The 17,416-nt window shown below is 57.6% G+C and carries 14 protein-coding genes; 4 read left to right on the top strand and 10 right to left on the bottom strand.

Annotated features, from left to right (window positions below):
* Positions 1-632: 632 nt before the first annotated feature.
* Both AB1A64_RS08245 and AB1A64_RS08240 read right to left on the bottom strand, forming a co-directional pair.
* Entirely contained in the window at positions 633-1,232 is a 600-nt protein-coding gene (locus AB1A64_RS08245) for a nucleotidyltransferase family protein (protein WP_366550967.1), read from the bottom strand.
* Positions 1,233-1,263: 31 nt separating this feature from the next.
* Positions 1,264-3,681, bottom strand: coding sequence for an FAD-dependent oxidoreductase (locus tag AB1A64_RS08240; protein ID WP_366550966.1), 2,418 nt, complete (start codon positions 3,679-3,681; stop codon positions 1,264-1,266).
* 194 nt (positions 3,682-3,875) lie between these two features.
* On the opposite strand from AB1A64_RS08240, the gene AB1A64_RS08235 reads away from it, so the two are divergent.
* Complete coding sequence (locus AB1A64_RS08235) at positions 3,876-5,444, top strand: ABC transporter substrate-binding protein (RefSeq protein WP_366550965.1); 1,569 nt, start codon at positions 3,876-3,878, stop codon at positions 5,442-5,444.
* A 55-nt stretch (positions 5,445-5,499) separates the two neighbouring features.
* Here the strand turns inward: AB1A64_RS08235 and AB1A64_RS08230 are convergent, their stop codons facing one another.
* From AB1A64_RS08230 to AB1A64_RS08215, 4 genes are all read right to left on the bottom strand, one after another.
* Positions 5,500-6,807 (bottom strand): HlyC/CorC family transporter, encoded by a 1,308-nt coding sequence (locus AB1A64_RS08230; RefSeq protein ID WP_366550964.1) that lies wholly within the window; start codon positions 6,805-6,807, stop codon positions 5,500-5,502.
* Positions 6,808-6,870: 63 nt separating this feature from the next.
* Complete coding sequence (locus AB1A64_RS08225; RefSeq protein WP_366550963.1) at positions 6,871-7,824, bottom strand: site-specific tyrosine recombinase XerD; 954 nt, start codon at positions 7,822-7,824, stop codon at positions 6,871-6,873.
* A 2-nt stretch (positions 7,825-7,826) separates the two neighbouring features.
* Positions 7,827-9,350 carry a hypothetical protein gene (locus tag AB1A64_RS08220; protein ID WP_366550962.1) on the bottom strand — a complete coding sequence of 508 codons (1,524 nt, stop codon included), beginning with the start codon at positions 9,348-9,350 and terminating at the stop codon, positions 7,827-7,829.
* On the bottom strand, positions 9,340-9,489 hold the full coding sequence (locus AB1A64_RS08215; protein WP_366550961.1) for a hypothetical protein: 150 nt from the start codon (positions 9,487-9,489) through the stop codon (positions 9,340-9,342). Before AB1A64_RS08215 ends, AB1A64_RS08220 begins: the two co-directional genes overlap by 11 nt.
* A gap of 79 nt (positions 9,490-9,568) precedes the next feature.
* Here AB1A64_RS08215 and AB1A64_RS08210 point away from each other — a divergent pair, with 79 nt between their 5' ends.
* Both AB1A64_RS08210 and aroB read left to right on the top strand, forming a co-directional pair.
* The gene (locus tag AB1A64_RS08210; RefSeq protein WP_366550960.1) at positions 9,569-10,156 is read left to right on the top strand and encodes a shikimate kinase; all 588 of its coding nucleotides are present in this window, start codon (positions 9,569-9,571) and stop codon (positions 10,154-10,156) included.
* Positions 10,156-11,268: a 3-dehydroquinate synthase gene (aroB, locus tag AB1A64_RS08205; RefSeq protein ID WP_366550959.1), complete on the top strand. Its 1,113-nt coding sequence runs from the start codon at positions 10,156-10,158 to the stop codon at positions 11,266-11,268. The genes AB1A64_RS08210 and aroB overlap by 1 nt, the downstream gene beginning before the upstream one ends.
* Here the strand turns inward: aroB and AB1A64_RS08200 are convergent, their stop codons facing one another.
* Entirely contained in the window at positions 11,269-12,339 is a 1,071-nt protein-coding gene (locus AB1A64_RS08200) for a site-2 protease family protein (RefSeq protein WP_366550958.1), read from the bottom strand. It lies immediately after the preceding gene.
* A gap of 18 nt (positions 12,340-12,357) precedes the next feature.
* Positions 12,358-12,852: a single-stranded DNA-binding protein gene (gene ssb / locus AB1A64_RS08195; protein WP_366550957.1), complete on the bottom strand. Its 495-nt coding sequence runs from the start codon at positions 12,850-12,852 to the stop codon at positions 12,358-12,360.
* 206 nt (positions 12,853-13,058) lie between these two features.
* Between ssb and AB1A64_RS08190 the strand changes: the two genes are divergently transcribed.
* The gene (locus AB1A64_RS08190) at positions 13,059-13,637 is read left to right on the top strand and encodes a lytic transglycosylase domain-containing protein (RefSeq protein ID WP_366550956.1); all 579 of its coding nucleotides are present in this window, start codon (positions 13,059-13,061) and stop codon (positions 13,635-13,637) included.
* Between the two features lie 127 nt (positions 13,638-13,764).
* Here AB1A64_RS08190 and AB1A64_RS08185 read toward each other — a convergent pair whose 3' ends face one another.
* Positions 13,765-15,852, bottom strand: a complete 2,088-nt coding sequence (locus AB1A64_RS08185) for an ABC transporter ATP-binding protein (RefSeq protein WP_366550955.1) — start codon at positions 15,850-15,852, stop codon at positions 13,765-13,767.
* A gap of 93 nt (positions 15,853-15,945) precedes the next feature.
* A complete protein-coding gene (locus AB1A64_RS08180; protein WP_366550954.1) occupies positions 15,946-17,409 on the bottom strand; it encodes an ABC transporter permease in 1,464 nt (487 codons plus the stop codon).
* Between the last annotated feature and the right edge of the window lie 7 nt (positions 17,410-17,416).

Below are 17,416 nucleotides of genomic sequence, written 5' to 3'. Positions count from 1 at the left end.
CGAGGGCCGGAGTCGGAGGATTTGCGCGAATCACTGAGCGCGAATCGGTGGATTGTTGCCGGTTTGGACGCCAAAGCGCGAAAAAGGTTGAATTGAATCAAAATCGTTAACAAGTCAGCCGTCGCAAACTCCGATTTTCAGGTGATACCGTCTTGGTTGTGTGGGCGTGCAAGTGTTAACGCGGTTACCGGAAACAATTTATAACATTTAGACCAGATAGCTCATTAGGTTTATGCTTAATGGTGAAATGTGGTGTTTCGGGCAAAAACGTCACTCATCTTAAAGTTGTTTCTCCGTTAAAAAATGTTGCGGAAAAACCATCCTGATATCGGCAAAATTAACCGTTCTTTCCAATTTTACGTTGTTTGAATCCAACGGATGGGTGACGATGAATGTGCCCAAGCGAGGGGGAGCCAAAGGCACTAGGGGGTGCCCAAGGCTTGTCACAGTCACTGGAAGCGCTGAGCGGCATGTTAACGAGGGGGTCTTGTTTAGGTTCGGCGGCGGAATAGCCAGAGTGTCGACAGACATTATTGGCCGCGTTTCCGGGATTGATGAAAAGTGGTAGTCCTGTTTTGGGTACCGGCCCGGTCGTTATTGACCGGGCCGACTTACTTTCAGACTTGTCGAATTTAGACGCTGCGTTTTGCGAGCCACGCGGCCCAATCCGCAGGCGTGTCCAAATCCAGCAATGCGTGTTGGGCGGGCAGGACGTGCAGATGCACCTTGTCCTCATACGTGCGTACCACGGATTGCGCGCCTTCGTCTCCTGTTAAACGACTGAGCTGATCAAACAGGCTGCGGTCAAAGATGACCGGGTGACCCGGTTTGCCCTCATCCGTCGCCCCACGCCATATCAGGTTGTCCGGGTGGGCTTCGACCGCCGATAGCACTGCAAGCAGATCTTCGGTTGTGATGTCCGGCAAATCTGCCAGCAAGATCATTGCGGCTTTGGCCTCGGGCGGCACGTACGCCAGAGCGCCACGCAGACTGGCATTCATACCTTTCTGGGCATCTGAAATTTCGACCGTTTGCACGTCCAGCCCATCAAGCGCTTCGTATCGGGGATGTGGGGCGGGGGGTAATGCGACGATGACTGGTGCGGCTTGCCCGGCAATCAATGCCGCGCGACGTAGCAAAGGTTGGTGGTCGATGATCTGCAACAGCTTGTCCTGGCCGCCCATGCGGCTGGATTGACCGGCGGCCAATAGAATAATGGGTATTTGTGTCATACCGCCACCATGCCGCCGCAACAGGACAGAGTCATCCCCGCATACGCGCGCCATCTGCGTCAAACAAAGGCTCGGAAATCACCCTGGCCCCACGCAACTGACCAAGGATTTCGATTTCAACCTGCAGTCCGTCAGTCACCCGGTCCACGGGCAAGAACCCCATTGCAACCGACTTTTGGGCATGGTGCGAGTATCCGCCAGACGTACAGAAGCCCACAACCTTACTGTCCAACCAGATCGGTTCATACGCATTCACATCGGCGTCGTCGGCGTCCACTTCAAATGCCACCAATTTGCGCGCCGGGCCCTGCGATCGGTCTTGCTCAGCGGCGGCTCTGCCGATGAAATCAGCGTTTTTCGAGAATGACATGAACCGGTCCAGACCTGTTTCCGCGGCGGTATAGTCAGGCGAGAATTCTCGCATCCACGAGCCAAAGAACTTGTCCAGACGCAGGCTCATCATCGCGCGCATACCAAACGGCACTATCCCGTGCGGTTGTCCGGCCTGCCATAGAACCCACCAGAGCTGTCTTTGTGCCATCGGATCGCAATAGATCTCGTACCCCAGATCGCCGGTATAGCTGACCCGCTGCACGATACAGTCAGTCGTGCCGACGGTCATACGCCGCACGTCTAGAAAGCGGAGGTCAGAAATGTCCTCTCGAGTACAGGCGGCCAGAACCTGCGTTGCGTTCGGGCCTGCGATTTGAAACCCATTCAACCGGTCGCTGATGTTTTCGATTTGCACACTGTCCTGTTGATGCTGCAGGAACCAGCGCATGTGGAATGCCTGACTGCCGTATGAGGCGGTCAGTTGAAATGCGTCTTCAGCCAGACACGAAACGGTAAAATCCCCGATCAGCTTGCCCTTGGGTGATAGCATTGGGGTCAGAGACACTCGGCCAGGTTGTGGAATGCGCCCAGCCATGATCCGATCCAGCCATGCGCGGGCAGTAGGGCCGGTGATGCGGTACTTGCCGAAATTGTGGACCTCGTTGATGCCGACACTGTTACGAACGGCGCATACCTCACGCCCCGTCGCGTCAAACGCGTCCGAGCGACGGAATGAGGGGGTTTCATAGCCCGGCTCGTCCCCTTGGGCGAAATAGTTCGGGACTTCCAATCCGTATTGCTGACCCCAGACAGCGCCCAGATCGCTGAAAATATCGTACATCGGGGTTGTACGGTTTGGGCGTGCGGCAGGCAGTTCCTCATTCGGGTAGGCGACGCTGAAGCGTTTCTGATAATTTTCGATCACTTTCGGACGTGTGTACCCGGGGCTGATCCAATCTCCGAACCGGGCCACGTCCATCGCAAAGACATCACGTTCCGGTTCACCCTCGATCATCCATTGCGCCAGCGTCAGACCAACCCCGCCACCCTGGCTGAATCCGGCCATCACGCCGCAGGCCGACCAATAGTTTCGCATGCCCGGTACCGGCCCGACCAGAGGGTTCCCGTCCGGTGCAAAGGTGAATGGCCCGTGGATCACCGATTTTACTCCGGCTTCGGCCAGAACGGGAAAGCGACGATATGCGAATTCGATACTGTCAGTGATCTTGTCATAATCATCGGGCAGCAGTTCATGCCCGAATTCCCACGGGGTGCCGTCCACGGCCCACGGTTTGCAGGGCTGTTCGTAGAATCCGATGCACAGCCCGCGCCCTTCTTGCCGTAGATAGCTTTCGCCTGCGGGGTCCATTACGTGCGGGTGTTCCCCGCCAGCGTCAATGATCGCTTCGATCTGCGGGATCGAATCTGTCACCAGATACTGATGTTCCATTGGGTGCAGCGGGAAATAGACGCCGGCCATCGCGCCAACCTCGCGCGCCCAGAGACCACCGGCGTTGACCACATGTTCGGCGTGAATGGTGCCCTTGTCGGTGACCACATCCCAGGTGCCATCGGGGCGCTGGTTGGTCTCGCGCACCATGCAATGGGTTTCGATTGCGGCCCCGCCCATCCGAGCCGCCTTGGCATAAGCATGAGTGGTGCCCGATGGGTCCAGATGCCCGTCCAGCGGATCATACAGCGCACCGATGATGCCGTCTGTATTGGTGATGGGCGCGATCTTCTTGATTTCATCGGGGCCGACAATCTCGGTCTCCAACCCCATGAACCGATGCTTGGCACGTTCGGCCAACAGCATGTCAAAACGGTCTTGGTTGTCGGCCAAAGTCACCCCGCCAACGTGGTGCAATCCGCAAGACATGCCAGTGATCTCTTCAAGTTCTTTATACAGGCGGATTGTATATCCCTGTAGGGCGGCCATGTTGGTGTCGCCGTTCAACGTGTGGAACCCGCCCGCCGCGTGCCAGGTTGAGCCGCTAGTGAGTTCTGAGCGTTCCAGCAGCATGACGTCGGACCAGCCCAGTTTGGTCAGGTGGTACAGCACGGAACAACCGACGACGCCACCGCCAATAATTGCTACGCGGGTTTCAAGTTTCATGAATGCCTCCGTCAGTGTTTTTGCCAGTCTGATCAGTGGGGATCAGGATGCAATTCCGAATGCGACAAAACGTGTCGCCGCAGCAAATCGCATCTGCGGAAAACATCCGCTAAAGGGTGTCGCGGTTCTGTTACGGAATCGATCTACCAGGCGTCCGGGAAGGACCCTGTGTAACTACTCTACAAGGACATAAGATGAGCAAGTTTGATCCCCAACCCCAAGCGTTGAGCCGCCGTGAATTCATGGCCAAAGCCGCGGCACTTGGCCTGACAGCCACTGCTGCGAACCTGATCTGGGCCGAGGCCGGTCTGGCCGAGACGCCCAAAAAAGGGGGCCATTTCGTTTTGGGTCTGACGGGTGGTGAAAGCACCAACTCACTGGACCCGGCATTGTCGGCGTCGCATGTGACGGCCAAAGCGCTTCGGGCCTATGGAAACACCCTGACCGTGGTGACTGCTGATGGTGGGATCGCACCCAGCCTGGCCGCAAGCTGGGAAGCGAATGAGGACGGCAAGGTCTGGACCTTCCTGATCCGCAAAGGCGTTGAATTCCACAATGGTAAGACACTGACGCCTGAAGACGTACAGCAGACCCTGGCGCGCCACTCGAACGAAGATTCGCAGTCGGGTGCTTTGGGCATCATGCGCGGGATCGAGGATGTGCGGGTCGACGGTGACTACGTGGTGATCACGCTGACCACACCCAACGCCGATCTGCCGTATCTGATGTCGGATTATCACCTGGTCATGCAACCGGGTGGCGGGATCGATAACCCCGGCGAGGGGATCTCGACCGGTGCTTACAAGGTGACCGCGGATGAACCCGGCGTGCGCTATGCGTTCGAGAAGTTCGCCAACCACTGGGACGAATCTGTTGGCCATTATGACAGCCACGAAATCCTTGTTCTGAACGATGACACTGCTCGTTCGGCAGCATTGCAGGCCGGTCAGGTACACGCCATCAACGTGGTTCCCCCTCGTACCGCCAAGCTGTTTGGCCGCGCGCCGGGTGTCACCATCAATGCGACCTCGGGCCGGGGGCATTACATCTTTGTCATGCACACCGATACCGCGCCTTTTGACAACAAAGACCTGCGTCTGGCGCTGAAATACGCCATCAATCGCGAGGAACTGGTCGACAAGGTTCTGCGCGGCTTTGGCTCGGTCGGGAATGATATTCCGATCAACGAAGCCTATCCACTGTTTGATGCGTCGATGGAGCAGCGCCAGTTCGATCTGGCCAAAGCAGCTGAGCATTATAAAGCATCGGGCCATGACGGATCACCCATCGTTCTGCATGTGTCGGATGCGGCCTTTGCCGGCGCGCTTGACGCGGCGCAGCTGTTTCAGCTGTCAGCGCAGGCGGCCGGTATCCCGCTTGAGATTCAGCGTGAACCGGCAGATGGCTACTGGTCGGAAGTGTGGAACAACAAACCATTCTGCGCTTCTTACTGGGGCGGGCGTCCGGTGCAGGATCAGATGTGGTCGGTTGGCTATCTGTCGACCGCAGACTGGAACGACACCAACTTTAAGAACGAAGAGTTCGACGCGCTGGTATTGAAAGCCCGTGCTGAGCTGGACACCGCCAAGCGCAAAGACATCTACGCCCAGATGGCGCGCATCGTCTGGGAAGAGGGCGGTCTGATCAACCCGATGTTCAACCAGTTCATCGACGGGTATTCGGATAAGGTGACGGGTTGGTCCGCACATGCGAATGGTGACCTGATGGATGGCTATGTCGCCAGCCGTACCTGGTTTGCGTAACCCCAAAAATGAAACCGGCGCCCGATGGTGGGCGCCGGTTGCTTCTTTAGCCGGGTTATAGCGGTCGGATTTTCAATTCAGTCACCCGGTTGCCTTCCTTTGCGGTGACCTCGAACCGGAAACCGTGGAACGAGAAAACCTGACCCACGACCGGGATCATCTGCGCCTCGTGAATGACAAGCCCGGCGACTGTGTTCGCCTCATCATCCGGCAATGACCAGTCCATCGCGCGGTTTGCATCGCGGATTGTCATCGCGCCTTCGACCAGAAACTGCCCGTCTTCGGTGCGGGTCACCGGAACGTCTTCTTCGATATCAAACTCGTCGGCGATTTCACCCACGATTTCTTCGAGGATATCTTCCAGCGTGATCAAACCGCGCAGTGATCCGTATTCATCGACCACCAACGCAAAATGGCTGTGCATCCGCAGGAATTCCCGCATTTGGTCGTCCAGCGTTGTGGTTTCCGGCACAAAATAAGGGTCGTTCGCCACTTTGGAGATATCGAATTCTTTCAGTCGATTGCTGTCGCTTTCGCTGGCACCCGCATGGGCATACATGGCGCGGAATAGGTCCTTGGCGTGCACGACACCCACGATGTTTTCGGGCTCATCCCGAAACACGGGCAGGCGGGTATGGGGGCTTTTCAAACATTGTTGCAGGATGGCTTCGGGCGTGTCGTCAGCGTCGATCATCTCGATGTTTGAGCGGTGAAGCATGATCTCTTCCACAGTGCGATCACCCAGATCCAGCGCGCCAAGGATGCGGTCACGGTCTTCCTTTTCGACCACGCCTTCGGAATGGCCCAGCTGCAACGCGCCCGCGATCTCTTCGCGCACTGCAAGAATGTTGCTGTCAGGGTCGATCCGAACACCGAACAGGCGCAAGACGCCCCTCACCAGCAAGCGCACAGCCGCGACCATGGGCGAGAAAACCGTTACTACTACGCTGATGATCGGCGCGACCAGGGCGGCGGCTTTTTCAGCATTCGTGATAGCGTAGGTCTTGGGCAGGACTTCGGCGAAGACCAATACCAGCAGGGTCATGACTAGCGTAGCCAACGCCACGCCGCTTTCGCCAAACAAACGGGTGAACAGGGCCGTGGCCAATGAGGCCGCAAGGATGTTGACAAGGTTATTGCCCAGCAGGACCGAACCGATCAGCCGTTCATTGTCATCGGTGATGTCCAGCGCCTTTTGCGCCCCGTGCGAGCCCTTATCGGCCTGCGCCCGCAACTTACCGCGCGATGATGCGGTCAATGCCGTTTCGGAACCCGAGAAAAAGCCCGACAATACGAGCAAAAGCAATATGGCGCCTGTGGTAAACCAGAATGCGCTGTCGATCAGAGAAGAAGAGGGTTCCATCGGTCCTTGATTGTTGGTGTTGCTGCATCCGTTATGGGGGCGCGCCCCCTGCGGATCAAGGGGTTAGCCCTTGTTGTCGGGGTCTTTCGCTAGCGGGTGATGCTCTAACACCAGTTCGGCCAGACGTTCGTCGAGTACATGCGTGTAAATCTCGGTTGTTGCCACATCCGCGTGTCCCAACAGGGTCTGGATCGACCGTAGATCCGCACCGTTGGCCAGCAGATGCGTCGCAAATGCGTGGCGCAACGTGTGTGGCGTAACCTTTTCCGGCGACACGCCGCCCTGAACGGCCAATTCCTTGACCAGCAGAAAGAACATATGCCGGGTTAGGTGTCCGGATTTGCCGCGCGAGGGAAACAGGAACTTGGACCGCGGGCCGCCATCGGCAACCAATTGATCCTCGGCTTCATCCCGCACCGTCAACCAGACCGCCAGTGCGTCGCGTGCAGGCGGAGATAGGGGCACCATCCGCTCTTTTCCGCCTTTGCCCAACACCAGCAACATACGCGGATCGCCGCGCGCTGACGAAACGGGCAGCGAGACCAGTTCGGTCACCCGCATACCGGTGGCATAGAGAACCTGCATCAGGCAGGTGTTACGCACCCGGTCTGCCTTGGTGCGCCCGGTCTGGCGGGCGGCTTGCAGCAGCCGGTCTACCTCGGGCACGTCCAGTGTTTTGGGCAGGCGTTTTTGGCGTCCGGGCCCTTTGATCTGAATGGCGGGGTTGGTGTCGCGCCAACCTTCCTCGAACGCGAAACGGTAGATTTGTTTAATCGCCGACAGGCGCCGCGCGCGGGTGGACTGCGCCAGACCTTGTGCGTCGCAATCGATCAGATATGCCTCGATTTGATCCCGCTCGGCCATTGCAAAATCGGTTTTGCGACGCTGCAGCCAGGCGGCGAAATCCTTTAGGTCGCGGCCATAGGCCAACAGGGTGTTGTTGGCTGCCCCAAGCTCGGCGGCCTGCGCTTGCAGGAAGGTGGATATCCAAAGCTCAGAAGTTGCCGGGGCCGCCATGATCATGTGCCCTGCAGGATCAAAAGGTTCAGGGCCGCACGCCGCGCCGTATCCTCAAGACCCACCCGGCGCAGGGTGGCAATGGCAGCCGTCAGATCGACCAGATTGCCCCTGGCGCCATGGGCAAACATTTCCATCGTTTCAAGAATAGCTTCGCCCAGTTGGTTGTTGTTCAGCATCGCCTGAATATCCGATGGGATCGGCGCCGCCCAGGCAAAGCCTTGAGCCACCGCATCGGCCAAAGGTGAAGGGCTGCGCGCACGCCCCGGATCACCTTGCGCCAAAGCGGCTAGAAAAAGCGCATCTTCTGATTGGTCCGGCGGAGACTCGGCTGCAGTTTCATAAAGATCGGACAGCAGCAGGATACGCCACCGCAGGTTTTCGGCTTTGTCATCCGGCAGAGAGACTTGTGACAGGCGACCGGAAAACAAATCGGCGAACGGAACCTCAAGCCCGACACTGTGCATCTGGTCCCACACAAAGGGCAACGATTTGGCGATGGCTTCAGGTTTACCAGTTTCTAGCGCGTTCTCGAATTTCTGAATGGCTGACACCCGGTCCCAGACCGCACCGGAGGCCGCTGGGGCACGCTCGGTATACAAGCCCAAAAGCTGGTTAGGGGTCAGCGCGCCAATCCGCGTCAGGCGTTCGGCCGCTTCGATCTGGGCTTTCCAGCCCGCCACATCGCGCAGGTCGGCGTTGGCAAAAGCCCGCGGCAGAGGGGCCGAGGGCAAACGTTCGCCGATCGCTTCAAACAATCGAAAAGTCAGCGGATCGGGATTGTCGGGCTGGGGAAGGTAGTCGGCATCCTCAAACAACTCGGGGCTCAGGAACCGGTCCAGCACATCCAGATCCTCGGGTGGCAGGACTTGCAGCGCATGGGCGGCCTCAAGCGTCAGCGCGGCAGAACTCCAATCGCCCCGGCGCGCCTTGCAAAAAATCTGTGCTGCATAATCCAGCGATAGGTGCGGTTGCGCGATGAGCGCTGTGCAGCTGCGATCCTCATCCCCGGTCAGTAGCGTTGCATCGAACCAGCGCTGAAACCGCGCGCGGCTGTCGGTGGGTCCGGCCAGTTGCACCAATGATTGCGTCGGATCGGCGGCGCCCAACTGCATCAGACGGTCGAGGCGGGCCAGCAACAGGGTTTCTTGGGCATTTGGCCCAGCAGGAGATCGTGCCTCGGACAATAGCAGAGTGAACAACAGGCGCTGCATTGCGGGATTGTACTTAACAGGAACCCGAGCGATCAGTTGCGCCAGTCGGTCGGGATCACTGTTCTGCCATAGACTCACAGGCAGGCCCGTTACAGAGGACGACACCAACCCCAGCGGTTGTGACAGCGCCTCAAGTGGTGTGACTTCGACATCCGGCCGCACACCGGTCTGCGTCACGGGCGGCTCCAGCAACACGGTTCCCGGCAGGTTCTCTGGCGGGTTGTTCAACCACTCAATAACAGAAAGAGGTTCCTGCTGCGCTTGCGCCGAGCCGGCCAAACACAGCGCGAACACTGCGGTCCTATTCGACATTCAGGATTACCGGCTCTCGTATCTCGTCTTGCGGTGCCGAGAAATCTGCGCCGAAGAACGGCCCCAGATAGACATATGCCACCAGCCCGATGAAACACAGGCAAATCAGATATAACAGGAACTTGACTAGACGGCCCATTGCTCAACGCTGCCCCAATTTTCTCTTTTGTCATAGTTATAGCTAGCATTTTTCCTAAGATCACGTCATTCACAGTGAAATGAGCGAAATTAAGCATAACACCCACAGCTCGGACACAGATGCGGGCTTTGCACTGCACAAAACGGTCGTACTTGTAGGCATGATGGGGGCGGGAAAGACGGCGGTGGGCCGTGCGCTGGCCGCGCGGCTGGGCGTTCCCTTTCTCGACAGCGACGCCGAGATCGAATCGGCGGCCAATATGACCATCCCCGAGATTTTCGAACGTGACGGAGAACCGTTTTTCCGCGCCAAGGAATCTCAGGTCATAGGGCGTTTGCTGGATGAGGAAAAAGGCATCCTGTCGACTGGTGGCGGCGCGTTTCTGGCGGAACAGAACCGTCAGATGATTACCGAACGCGGGGTCTCGGTCTGGCTGCGGGCCGATCTCGAGGTTTTGTGGAACCGCGTCAAACACAAAGACACACGCCCCTTGCTGCGTACCTCTGATCCTTATGCGACTTTGCGTGGCTTGTATGAACGGCGCGTCCCGGTTTATGCGCAGGCGGACTTGGTCGCCGAGTCCGATGGCGAGACCTCGATCGAGAAAATGGTGAACAGGGTGGTGGATGCGTTGGCAACACGCCCCGATGTTTTGGAACGGAAATAATGCACCAAACTGTACATGTTGAGCTGGGCGAACGCTCGTATGATGTGGAAATCGGCCCGGATTTGTTGACGCAAGCGGGTGCCCGGATCGCGCCGTTGTTGCACCGGCCCAAAGTAGCAGTTGTGACGGATGAGAACGTGGGCGCATTGCATCTGGATGCCCTGCGTGACGGTTTAGCCCAAGCCGGAATCGAGATGACGTCGCTGACTTTGCCCGCTGGTGAAGCGACCAAAAGCTGGCCGCATTTCGAACGCACTGTCGAGTGGTTGTTGGCCGAGAAAATTGAACGCCGAGATATCGTCGTTGCCTTTGGTGGCGGTGTGATTGGCGATCTGGTGGGGTTTGCTAGTGCGGCTTTACGGCGTGGAGTACGGTTTATGCAAATCCCAACCTCGCTGCTGGCTCAAGTCGACAGTTCGGTGGGCGGCAAAACCGGGATCAACTCGCCGCAGGGTAAGAATTTGATCGGGGCATTCCATCAGCCTTCGCTGGTGCTGGCAGATACTTCGGTGTTGGGGTCGATGACCCAGCGCGATTTCCTGTCAGGCTATGGCGAGGTGGTGAAATACGGCCTGCTGGGGGACGCAGCGTTCTTTGAGTGGCTGGAAACCAACGGAACGGATGTCTCAGGCGGTGATATGGCCGCACGGGTGCGGGCCGTAACCCGTTCGGTGCAGATGAAGGCCGATATCGTGGCGCGGGATGAGACCGAGCAGGGCGACCGCGCGCTGCTGAACCTTGGCCATACCTTCTGTCACGCGCTTGAGGCTGCCACTGGTTATTCCGACCGTCTGCTGCATGGCGAGGGCGTCGCCATAGGCTGCGCGCTGGCGTTCGAACTGTCGGCGCGCCTGGGTCTGTGTTCACAGGAAGACCCCAGCCGCGTGCGGGCACACTTGTGCGCTATGGGCATGAAAACCGATCTGAATGACATTCCCGGCGACCTGCCTGGGGCCGAAGCCTTGGTCGATCTGATGGCGCAGGACAAAAAGGTCATCGACGGTCAATTGCGGTTCATCCTGGCACGTGGGATCGGTGAAGCTTTCGTGACATCGGACGTCCCGCGTGAGGCGGTGATATCCGTGCTGGAAGACGCCCTGGCGACGGCCTGATCAGCGCCCCCGGATCACCATCAGCTCACCAATGTTTTCCCGGGTGATATAGCCGACCATTTTACCAGTCTGCGTGCAGACGGCGATAGCCGGTGCGCCCTTGTGGAGCGTTTCCAGAACCATCTCAAGCCCGCTGGTCAGTTGAACCCTTGGGATATTAGTTTCCATGACCGATGTGGCGGGGTCGGACCGCGGAGTTTCCCCGGCTAGGGCTGCAAAAAGACGACCGCGAGTGACAAACCCTAGCAATGCGCCGTCATTGTCCAATACGGGAAATTCGTGCTGCGTGGTGTGTATGACGGCCTGCGCTGCTGTCGCCAGCGTATCAGACGGGGACAGGGCATTGAATTCGGTGATCATCGCATCGCGCGCCAGAACCCGCCGTGCGACCGAACGCATGGCAACATCCTGACTTTCGGAATTGGCGGCGACAAAAACGAAAACCGCAATCAAGACCAGAATGGCATTGCCGGTACTCAATCCCCAAAAGCCAAAGGCGACAGCCACGATCTGTCCTGCGATGGCCGCGATCCTTGTTGCCTTCACCCGATCCATTTTGAGACATAGCAAGGCGCGGAACACCCGTCCGCCGTCCATCGGGAAGGCTGGTATCATATTGAAGGCGGCCAGCAGCAAGTTCACATATGCCAGACGGTTCAACAGACCCGGAACAGTGGTGTCGATCTGCGCCATCGTCTCAAGCGGCATACCGGCGCCCAGTGCGACCAGAATGATCCAGATGACGATATTCACTGCCGGACCGGCAAGGGCCACCCAGACCTCTTGCATCGGCTTTTCGGGCATCCGCTCCAGCCGCGCCAGACCACCAATTGGCAGCAAAGTTATGTCAGGGGTTTTGATGCCGTATCGCCGTGCCATCAGCGCATGGCCGAATTCATGCGCAACGACGCAGGCAAACAAGGCCAGCACAAAGATCAGGTTTTCAATGGCTGCTGCCATTCCGCCGCTTGAATAGGCGGCGAAGCCGACCCAAGCCAGCAGAAGGAAAAAGGTGACATGGACCCTCAGCTCGGACCCCAGAAATCGGCCGAGTGAGAAGGACCATGTCATGATTTGCCTCCGTTACTCTTAGAACGGAATCTCGTCGTCGTCGATTCCACCGGATGCCGGGGCAGGGGCGCTGGATTGGCTGCCATAAGGATCGCCGTATCCACCCCCGGCTTGACCGCCGCCGTAACCGCCCGATTGGCCGCCACCGCCGCCGCCTTCGCCGCGGCCATCCAACATCACAAGGGTAGAGCCAAAGCCTTGCAGAACAACCTCGGTCGAATACCGATCCTGACCGGATTGATCCTGCCATTTGCGGGTCTGCAGTTGGCCTTCAAGATACACCTTGGACCCTTTGCGCAGGTATTGCTCGGCCACGCGGACAAGCCCCTCGTTGAAGATCGCGACCGAGTGCCACTCGGTACGCTCGCGACGCTCACCTGTGTTGCGGTCTTTCCAGGTCTCGGATGTGGCGATGCGCAGATTGCAAACCTTGCCACCGTTCTGGAATGTCCGGACCTCGGGATCGCGGCCAAGATTTCCGACCAGAATGACCTTGTTGACTGAACCCGCCATGTATTTCCCCGTTCTGAATTGACGTATGCGCGCCGAATCTGGCGCAGTGTTTCCCAGCGACCCTATACGGCCTGCGTCTTGGTTGAAACACAGTTACTGCATGCAACACTGAGCAAGAATTTACTCAGGTTCGGTTAACCATGCTTTCATTATAATCTGAGATATCTATACTCCATAAGGTTCCTGACTAAGCGAGATTGGCATTAATGCGTTTTCTGGTTGGTTGTTTTGTTGGTTTATGTGTTGCTCTGGTCTCGGTTCCGGTGGCCGCGCAAAACTTGTCGACGAAAAGCCGGAAGGACATTTTCCTTAAACAATCCAAGATTCTGGACACACGCGCCGCAACCCAGTATCGGGATTCCGAGCGGCTTAAACCCAAGACAGCTCAGCCGAAGTTTAACAAACGCTATACTGGGAAGTATCGCGGTCAGTATATGACACTGGCGCGTCAGGCGGCACGCAAGCATAACGTCCCGGAAGAGCTTTTTCTGCGTCTGGTTCAACAAGAAAGCGGTTGGAATCCACGTGCAGTATCACACAAGGGCGCTTTGGGACTTGCACAGCTGATGCCCGGTACGGCGCAGCTTTTGGGTGTGAATCCGCATGATCCACAGCAGAACCTGGAAGGTGGCGCGCGGTATCTCTCCTGGCAATACCGCAAGTTCAAATCCTGGCGTCTGGCACTGGCGGCCTACAATGCCGGACCTCAGGCGGTTGAGAAACATGGCGGCGTACCACCTTACAAGGAAACCCAGAACTACGTGAAGGTTATCTGGGGCGGTTGAGCTAAATTCGATGCATAGGTCTCGTCTGACCAGGTACATTTAGCTAAAATGCTTATGGGAAAATGTGGTCAAGTAATGCCAAAGGGCGCCGATCAGAAACCGACGCCCTTTGCGCCAATTTTGAAGCCTATTCCGCGGCGACTTTGATGACCGGCTCCATACGGGCTAGAATACCATCAGCCAGATGACATTTCACCTGATGCCCATCGGCCAGAGTTTTCACCGGCGGTACGTCGCGTTCGCACAACCCACCCGGAACTTCGGATTTCCAACGGCACCGAGTCTGGAACGGGCAACCCGGCGGTGGATTCATGGCCGACGGGATATCGCCCTCAAGCACGATGTGCTGCTTCTCGATCGACGTATCCGCAATGGGGACGGCGCTCAGCAGGGCTTCGGTATAGGGGTGGTAGGGCGGCGCAAAGACCTGATCGGTGGTGCCCAGTTCGACCACATGACCCAGATACATCACCATCACCCGGTCGCTGAGGTAACGCACAATGGACAGGTCATGACTGATGAACAGCAGGGTGGTCTTGTGCTCGCGCTGAATCTCCATCAGCAGATCAGTCACAGCCGCCTGAACGGACACATCCAGGGCCGAGACCGGCTCATCCGCCACCACAATGCGCGCGTCCCCTGCAAAGGCGCGGGCGATACCGACACGTTGCTTCTGTCCGCCTGACAACTGGCGCGGCATCCGGTCAGCAAAGGCGCGGGGTAGCTTCACTAGGTCCAGTAGTTCCAGCATACGTTGCTTGCGTTCGGATTCAGAATTGCCGACGCCGAATATTTCCAACGCGCGGATAATCTGACGACCCACGGTCATCGATGGATTCAGCGTATCGAATGGGTTCTGGAACACCATCTGAACTTCGCCTACTGTCTTCGCGTCGCGCTCCTCAATCGGGACAGCCTCAATATTACGATTGTCCAGCAGGATCTGACCGTCGGTGGCGGTTTCCAGCCCCATCAGTACCTTGGCGAACGTGGATTTGCCGCAACCGGATTCACCCACAATGGCCAGTGTTTCGGATTCATGGGCCTCGAAACTCAATGTTTCATTGGCTTTTACGACCTTAGTCTCGCCACCCCCAAACAGGGCATTCGCTGCCACTTCATAGTATTTCTTGAGGTTGTCCATCTTCAGGACGGTGCGACCGATTTGGCCCTTTTCCTTTTGTTCGGCCACGGTGATTGGCGCGTTCCAGTCGATCTCCTGGAACTTCAGACAGCGCGTGTGGTGGCGGTCATTGCCCGGCACAGGTTCCATCAGGATGTTCTGCGCGTCGCAGCGGCCTTCTTCGAAATAGTCGCATCGCGGGCCAAAGTTGCATCCCGGCGGGCGTTCATGCGGCAGAGGGAAGTTCCCCGGAATGGCCACCAGCGGGCGTGCGTTCTTGTCGGCACCGGGCAGGGGGATCGAGCGGAACAGTGCTTGCGTATAAGGATGCTGCATCTCGTCGAATACATCGTGGATCGAGCCGCGTTCGACGGCCTCACCCGAATACATCACACAGAGTCGGTCGCAGGTTTCCAGCACCAGACCCAGATTGTGCGAGATGAACAGCATCGAGGTGCCATACTTCTTACCCAAATCCCTGACCAGTTCGACTACGGCGGCCTCAACCGTTACATCCAAAGCGGTGGTCGGTTCATCCAGGATCAGCAGCGCTGGTTTCGACATCAGCGCCATGGCGATCACGATCCGCTGCTGCTGACCACCCGACAACTGGTGGGGGAACGAATTCAGCATCCTCTCAGGGTCGGGCAGGCGTACATCGGTGACCACCTCAAGCGCGCGGGCGCGGGCCTCTTCCGCACCAACGCCTTCGTGGATCATCGGCACTTCCATCAGCTGCCTGCCGATTTTCATAGCAGGGTTCAGCGAAGCCATCGGTTCCTGATAGATCATCGCGATCTCATTGCCGCGAATGTCGCGCAACTCGTCAGAGCTCATTTCGGACAGGTCTCGCCCTTTGAACTTGATCGTGCCTCCGACAATCCGCCCGTTCTTGCCAAGGTCCTGCATCACACCCAAAGCAACAGTGGATTTGCCGCAGCCTGATTCACCAACAAGCCCGACGGCTTCGCCGGGCTGCACACTGACCGAGAAATCCATAACGGCTGGAATTTCTCGCAGACGAGTGAAAAACGAAATCGAGAGCTTGTCGATCTCAAGAATAGGCCCGTCATATTCTGCCAGTTTGTTCATTTTGTATCTCCTCGCGAGAGTCCGGGGGATCCCCTTCATCTGGCTAAAAATAATCTGGGGGGTCCGGGGGCTATGCCCCCGGCCTCGATCACATCAGTCCTTCAGACTTTCCTCACGCAGACCGTCCGCAAGCAGGTTCAGACCAAGAACCAGTGACAACAGGGCCAGCGCAGGCGGAAGGGCAGGGTGCAGGTAGATCGACAACAGCTTGCGCCCCTCGTTGATCGTCGAACCCCAATCCGGGCTTTCCGGTGGCAGCCCCAGCCCGAAGAAACCCAAGGTTCCCAAAAGGATGGTGGTGTAGCCAATCCGCAGGCAAAAATCGACGATCAGCGGACCGCGCGCGTTTGGCAGAATTTCCCACAGCATGATGTACCATGGACCTTCTCCACGGGTTTGTGCCGCCGCCACATAATCTCGCGTCTTAATGTCCAACGCCAAACCACGCACGATGCGGAACACGGTGGGTGAATTCACGAACACAACGGATACGAACACCACCAGGATGCCGCCGGGGATATCGAACAGGTCCAGATATGTCGGCAGGCCCCAGATACGGTAGCTGTCAGTATTGATGATGTAACCACCGGTCGAGATCAGCGACAGGTAGAACCAGATCGCAACTCCCAACACCCCGATCAGCAGCGGCGTGCGGAAATTCGGTCGCGTGTAATAGCGCGAATTCAGCAGAACACCGATGAATAGGATCGGAAAGACGAATAGCACGGCTGCCATATAGTTCGGCACGCCTGTCGCTACGATTTCCGGTGTCACCAGCAGGTAGAACAGCAAGATCACCGGGAAGGCCAGGATCAGGTTGGCCAGGAAGGACAGGAACGTATCCAACCGACCTCCATAGTAACCCGCGGGCAGACCCAGAGTGATCCCGACCATAAAGGCAAACAACGTTGCCAGTGGCGCAATCTGCACCACGATCCAGGCACCTCTGACCATGCGGCTGAAGACGTCGCGGGCTAGGTTGTCACCCCCCAACAGATACCAGGTGTATTCTCCCTCTTCCGGGCTGGGCAGAGGCGTTCCCGGCACTTTGTTCTTCATTCCCGATACCTGCGACAGAGGATCATGAGTGACGATCAGATCCAGCGCACCAAAAACACCGGTGAAAACCCAGAACATCACAAGGCCGAAGCCGATCATGCCGATGGGGCTGTCGAACAGTTTGCCATAAAGGCCCAGACGCCGCTTAAATGCGATCGACATGGCGTACAGGATGATCAGCGACAGCCAGACAGGTAGAAACTGCTGTGAGATCGCACCGATGATCCCCGCGCTGGTACCCAACACGATGCCCAGCACGATATAGGCCACGGCAAGCGCGACACAGGCAGCAAAGCTGTAGCGCAGCGCCTTTTGCGTCAACCCACGCATGCCCGATCCCGAGCTGAGCGTGCCGTCCAGATTCACACTCATCGGCGCCTCGGGCAGTACGATACTGCCAACTATCCAAATCACGATCGAGACCAGAAGGGCTGCGATTGCGATCATCAGCAGCGGGTTCAGGAAGGCGATAGAGCCGGTCCAGGTAAGTGGTTCCATGATCTAA

This window comes from Ruegeria sp. ANG10 (assembly GCF_040705255.1).
GTDB lineage: Bacteria > Pseudomonadota > Alphaproteobacteria > Rhodobacterales > Rhodobacteraceae > Ruegeria.
This window is presented reverse-complemented; position numbering and strand designations above follow the sequence as displayed.

Excerpts from the sequence above, each read along its gene's own strand:
- AB1A64_RS08235 (WP_366550965.1), top strand. The coding sequence starts at position 3,876 with ATGAGCAAGTTTGATCCCCAACCCCAAGCGTTGAGCCGCCGTGAATTC.
- AB1A64_RS08200 (WP_366550958.1), bottom strand. The coding sequence starts at position 12,339 with ATGACATGGTCCTTCTCACTCGGCCGATTTCTGGGGTCCGAGCTGAGG.
- AB1A64_RS08230 (WP_366550964.1), bottom strand. The coding sequence starts at position 6,807 with ATGGAACCCTCTTCTTCTCTGATCGACAGCGCATTCTGGTTTACCACA.
- ssb (WP_366550957.1), bottom strand. The coding sequence starts at position 12,852 with ATGGCGGGTTCAGTCAACAAGGTCATTCTGGTCGGAAATCTTGGCCGC.
- AB1A64_RS08210 (WP_366550960.1), top strand. The coding sequence starts at position 9,569 with ATGAGCGAAATTAAGCATAACACCCACAGCTCGGACACAGATGCGGGC.
- AB1A64_RS08225 (WP_366550963.1), bottom strand. The coding sequence starts at position 7,824 with ATGGCGGCCCCGGCAACTTCTGAGCTTTGGATATCCACCTTCCTGCAA.
- AB1A64_RS08190 (WP_366550956.1), top strand. The coding sequence starts at position 13,059 with ATGCGTTTTCTGGTTGGTTGTTTTGTTGGTTTATGTGTTGCTCTGGTC.
- AB1A64_RS08185 (WP_366550955.1), bottom strand. The coding sequence starts at position 15,852 with ATGAACAAACTGGCAGAATATGACGGGCCTATTCTTGAGATCGACAAG.
- AB1A64_RS08240 (WP_366550966.1), bottom strand. The coding sequence starts at position 3,681 with ATGAAACTTGAAACCCGCGTAGCAATTATTGGCGGTGGCGTCGTCGGT.
- AB1A64_RS08220 (WP_366550962.1), bottom strand. The coding sequence starts at position 9,350 with ATGTCGAATAGGACCGCAGTGTTCGCGCTGTGTTTGGCCGGCTCGGCG.
- AB1A64_RS08245 (WP_366550967.1), bottom strand. The coding sequence starts at position 1,232 with ATGACACAAATACCCATTATTCTATTGGCCGCCGGTCAATCCAGCCGC.
- AB1A64_RS08180 (WP_366550954.1), bottom strand. The coding sequence starts at position 17,409 with ATGGAACCACTTACCTGGACCGGCTCTATCGCCTTCCTGAACCCGCTG.
- AB1A64_RS08215 (WP_366550961.1), bottom strand. The coding sequence starts at position 9,489 with ATGGGCCGTCTAGTCAAGTTCCTGTTATATCTGATTTGCCTGTGTTTC.
- aroB (WP_366550959.1), top strand. The coding sequence starts at position 10,156 with ATGCACCAAACTGTACATGTTGAGCTGGGCGAACGCTCGTATGATGTG.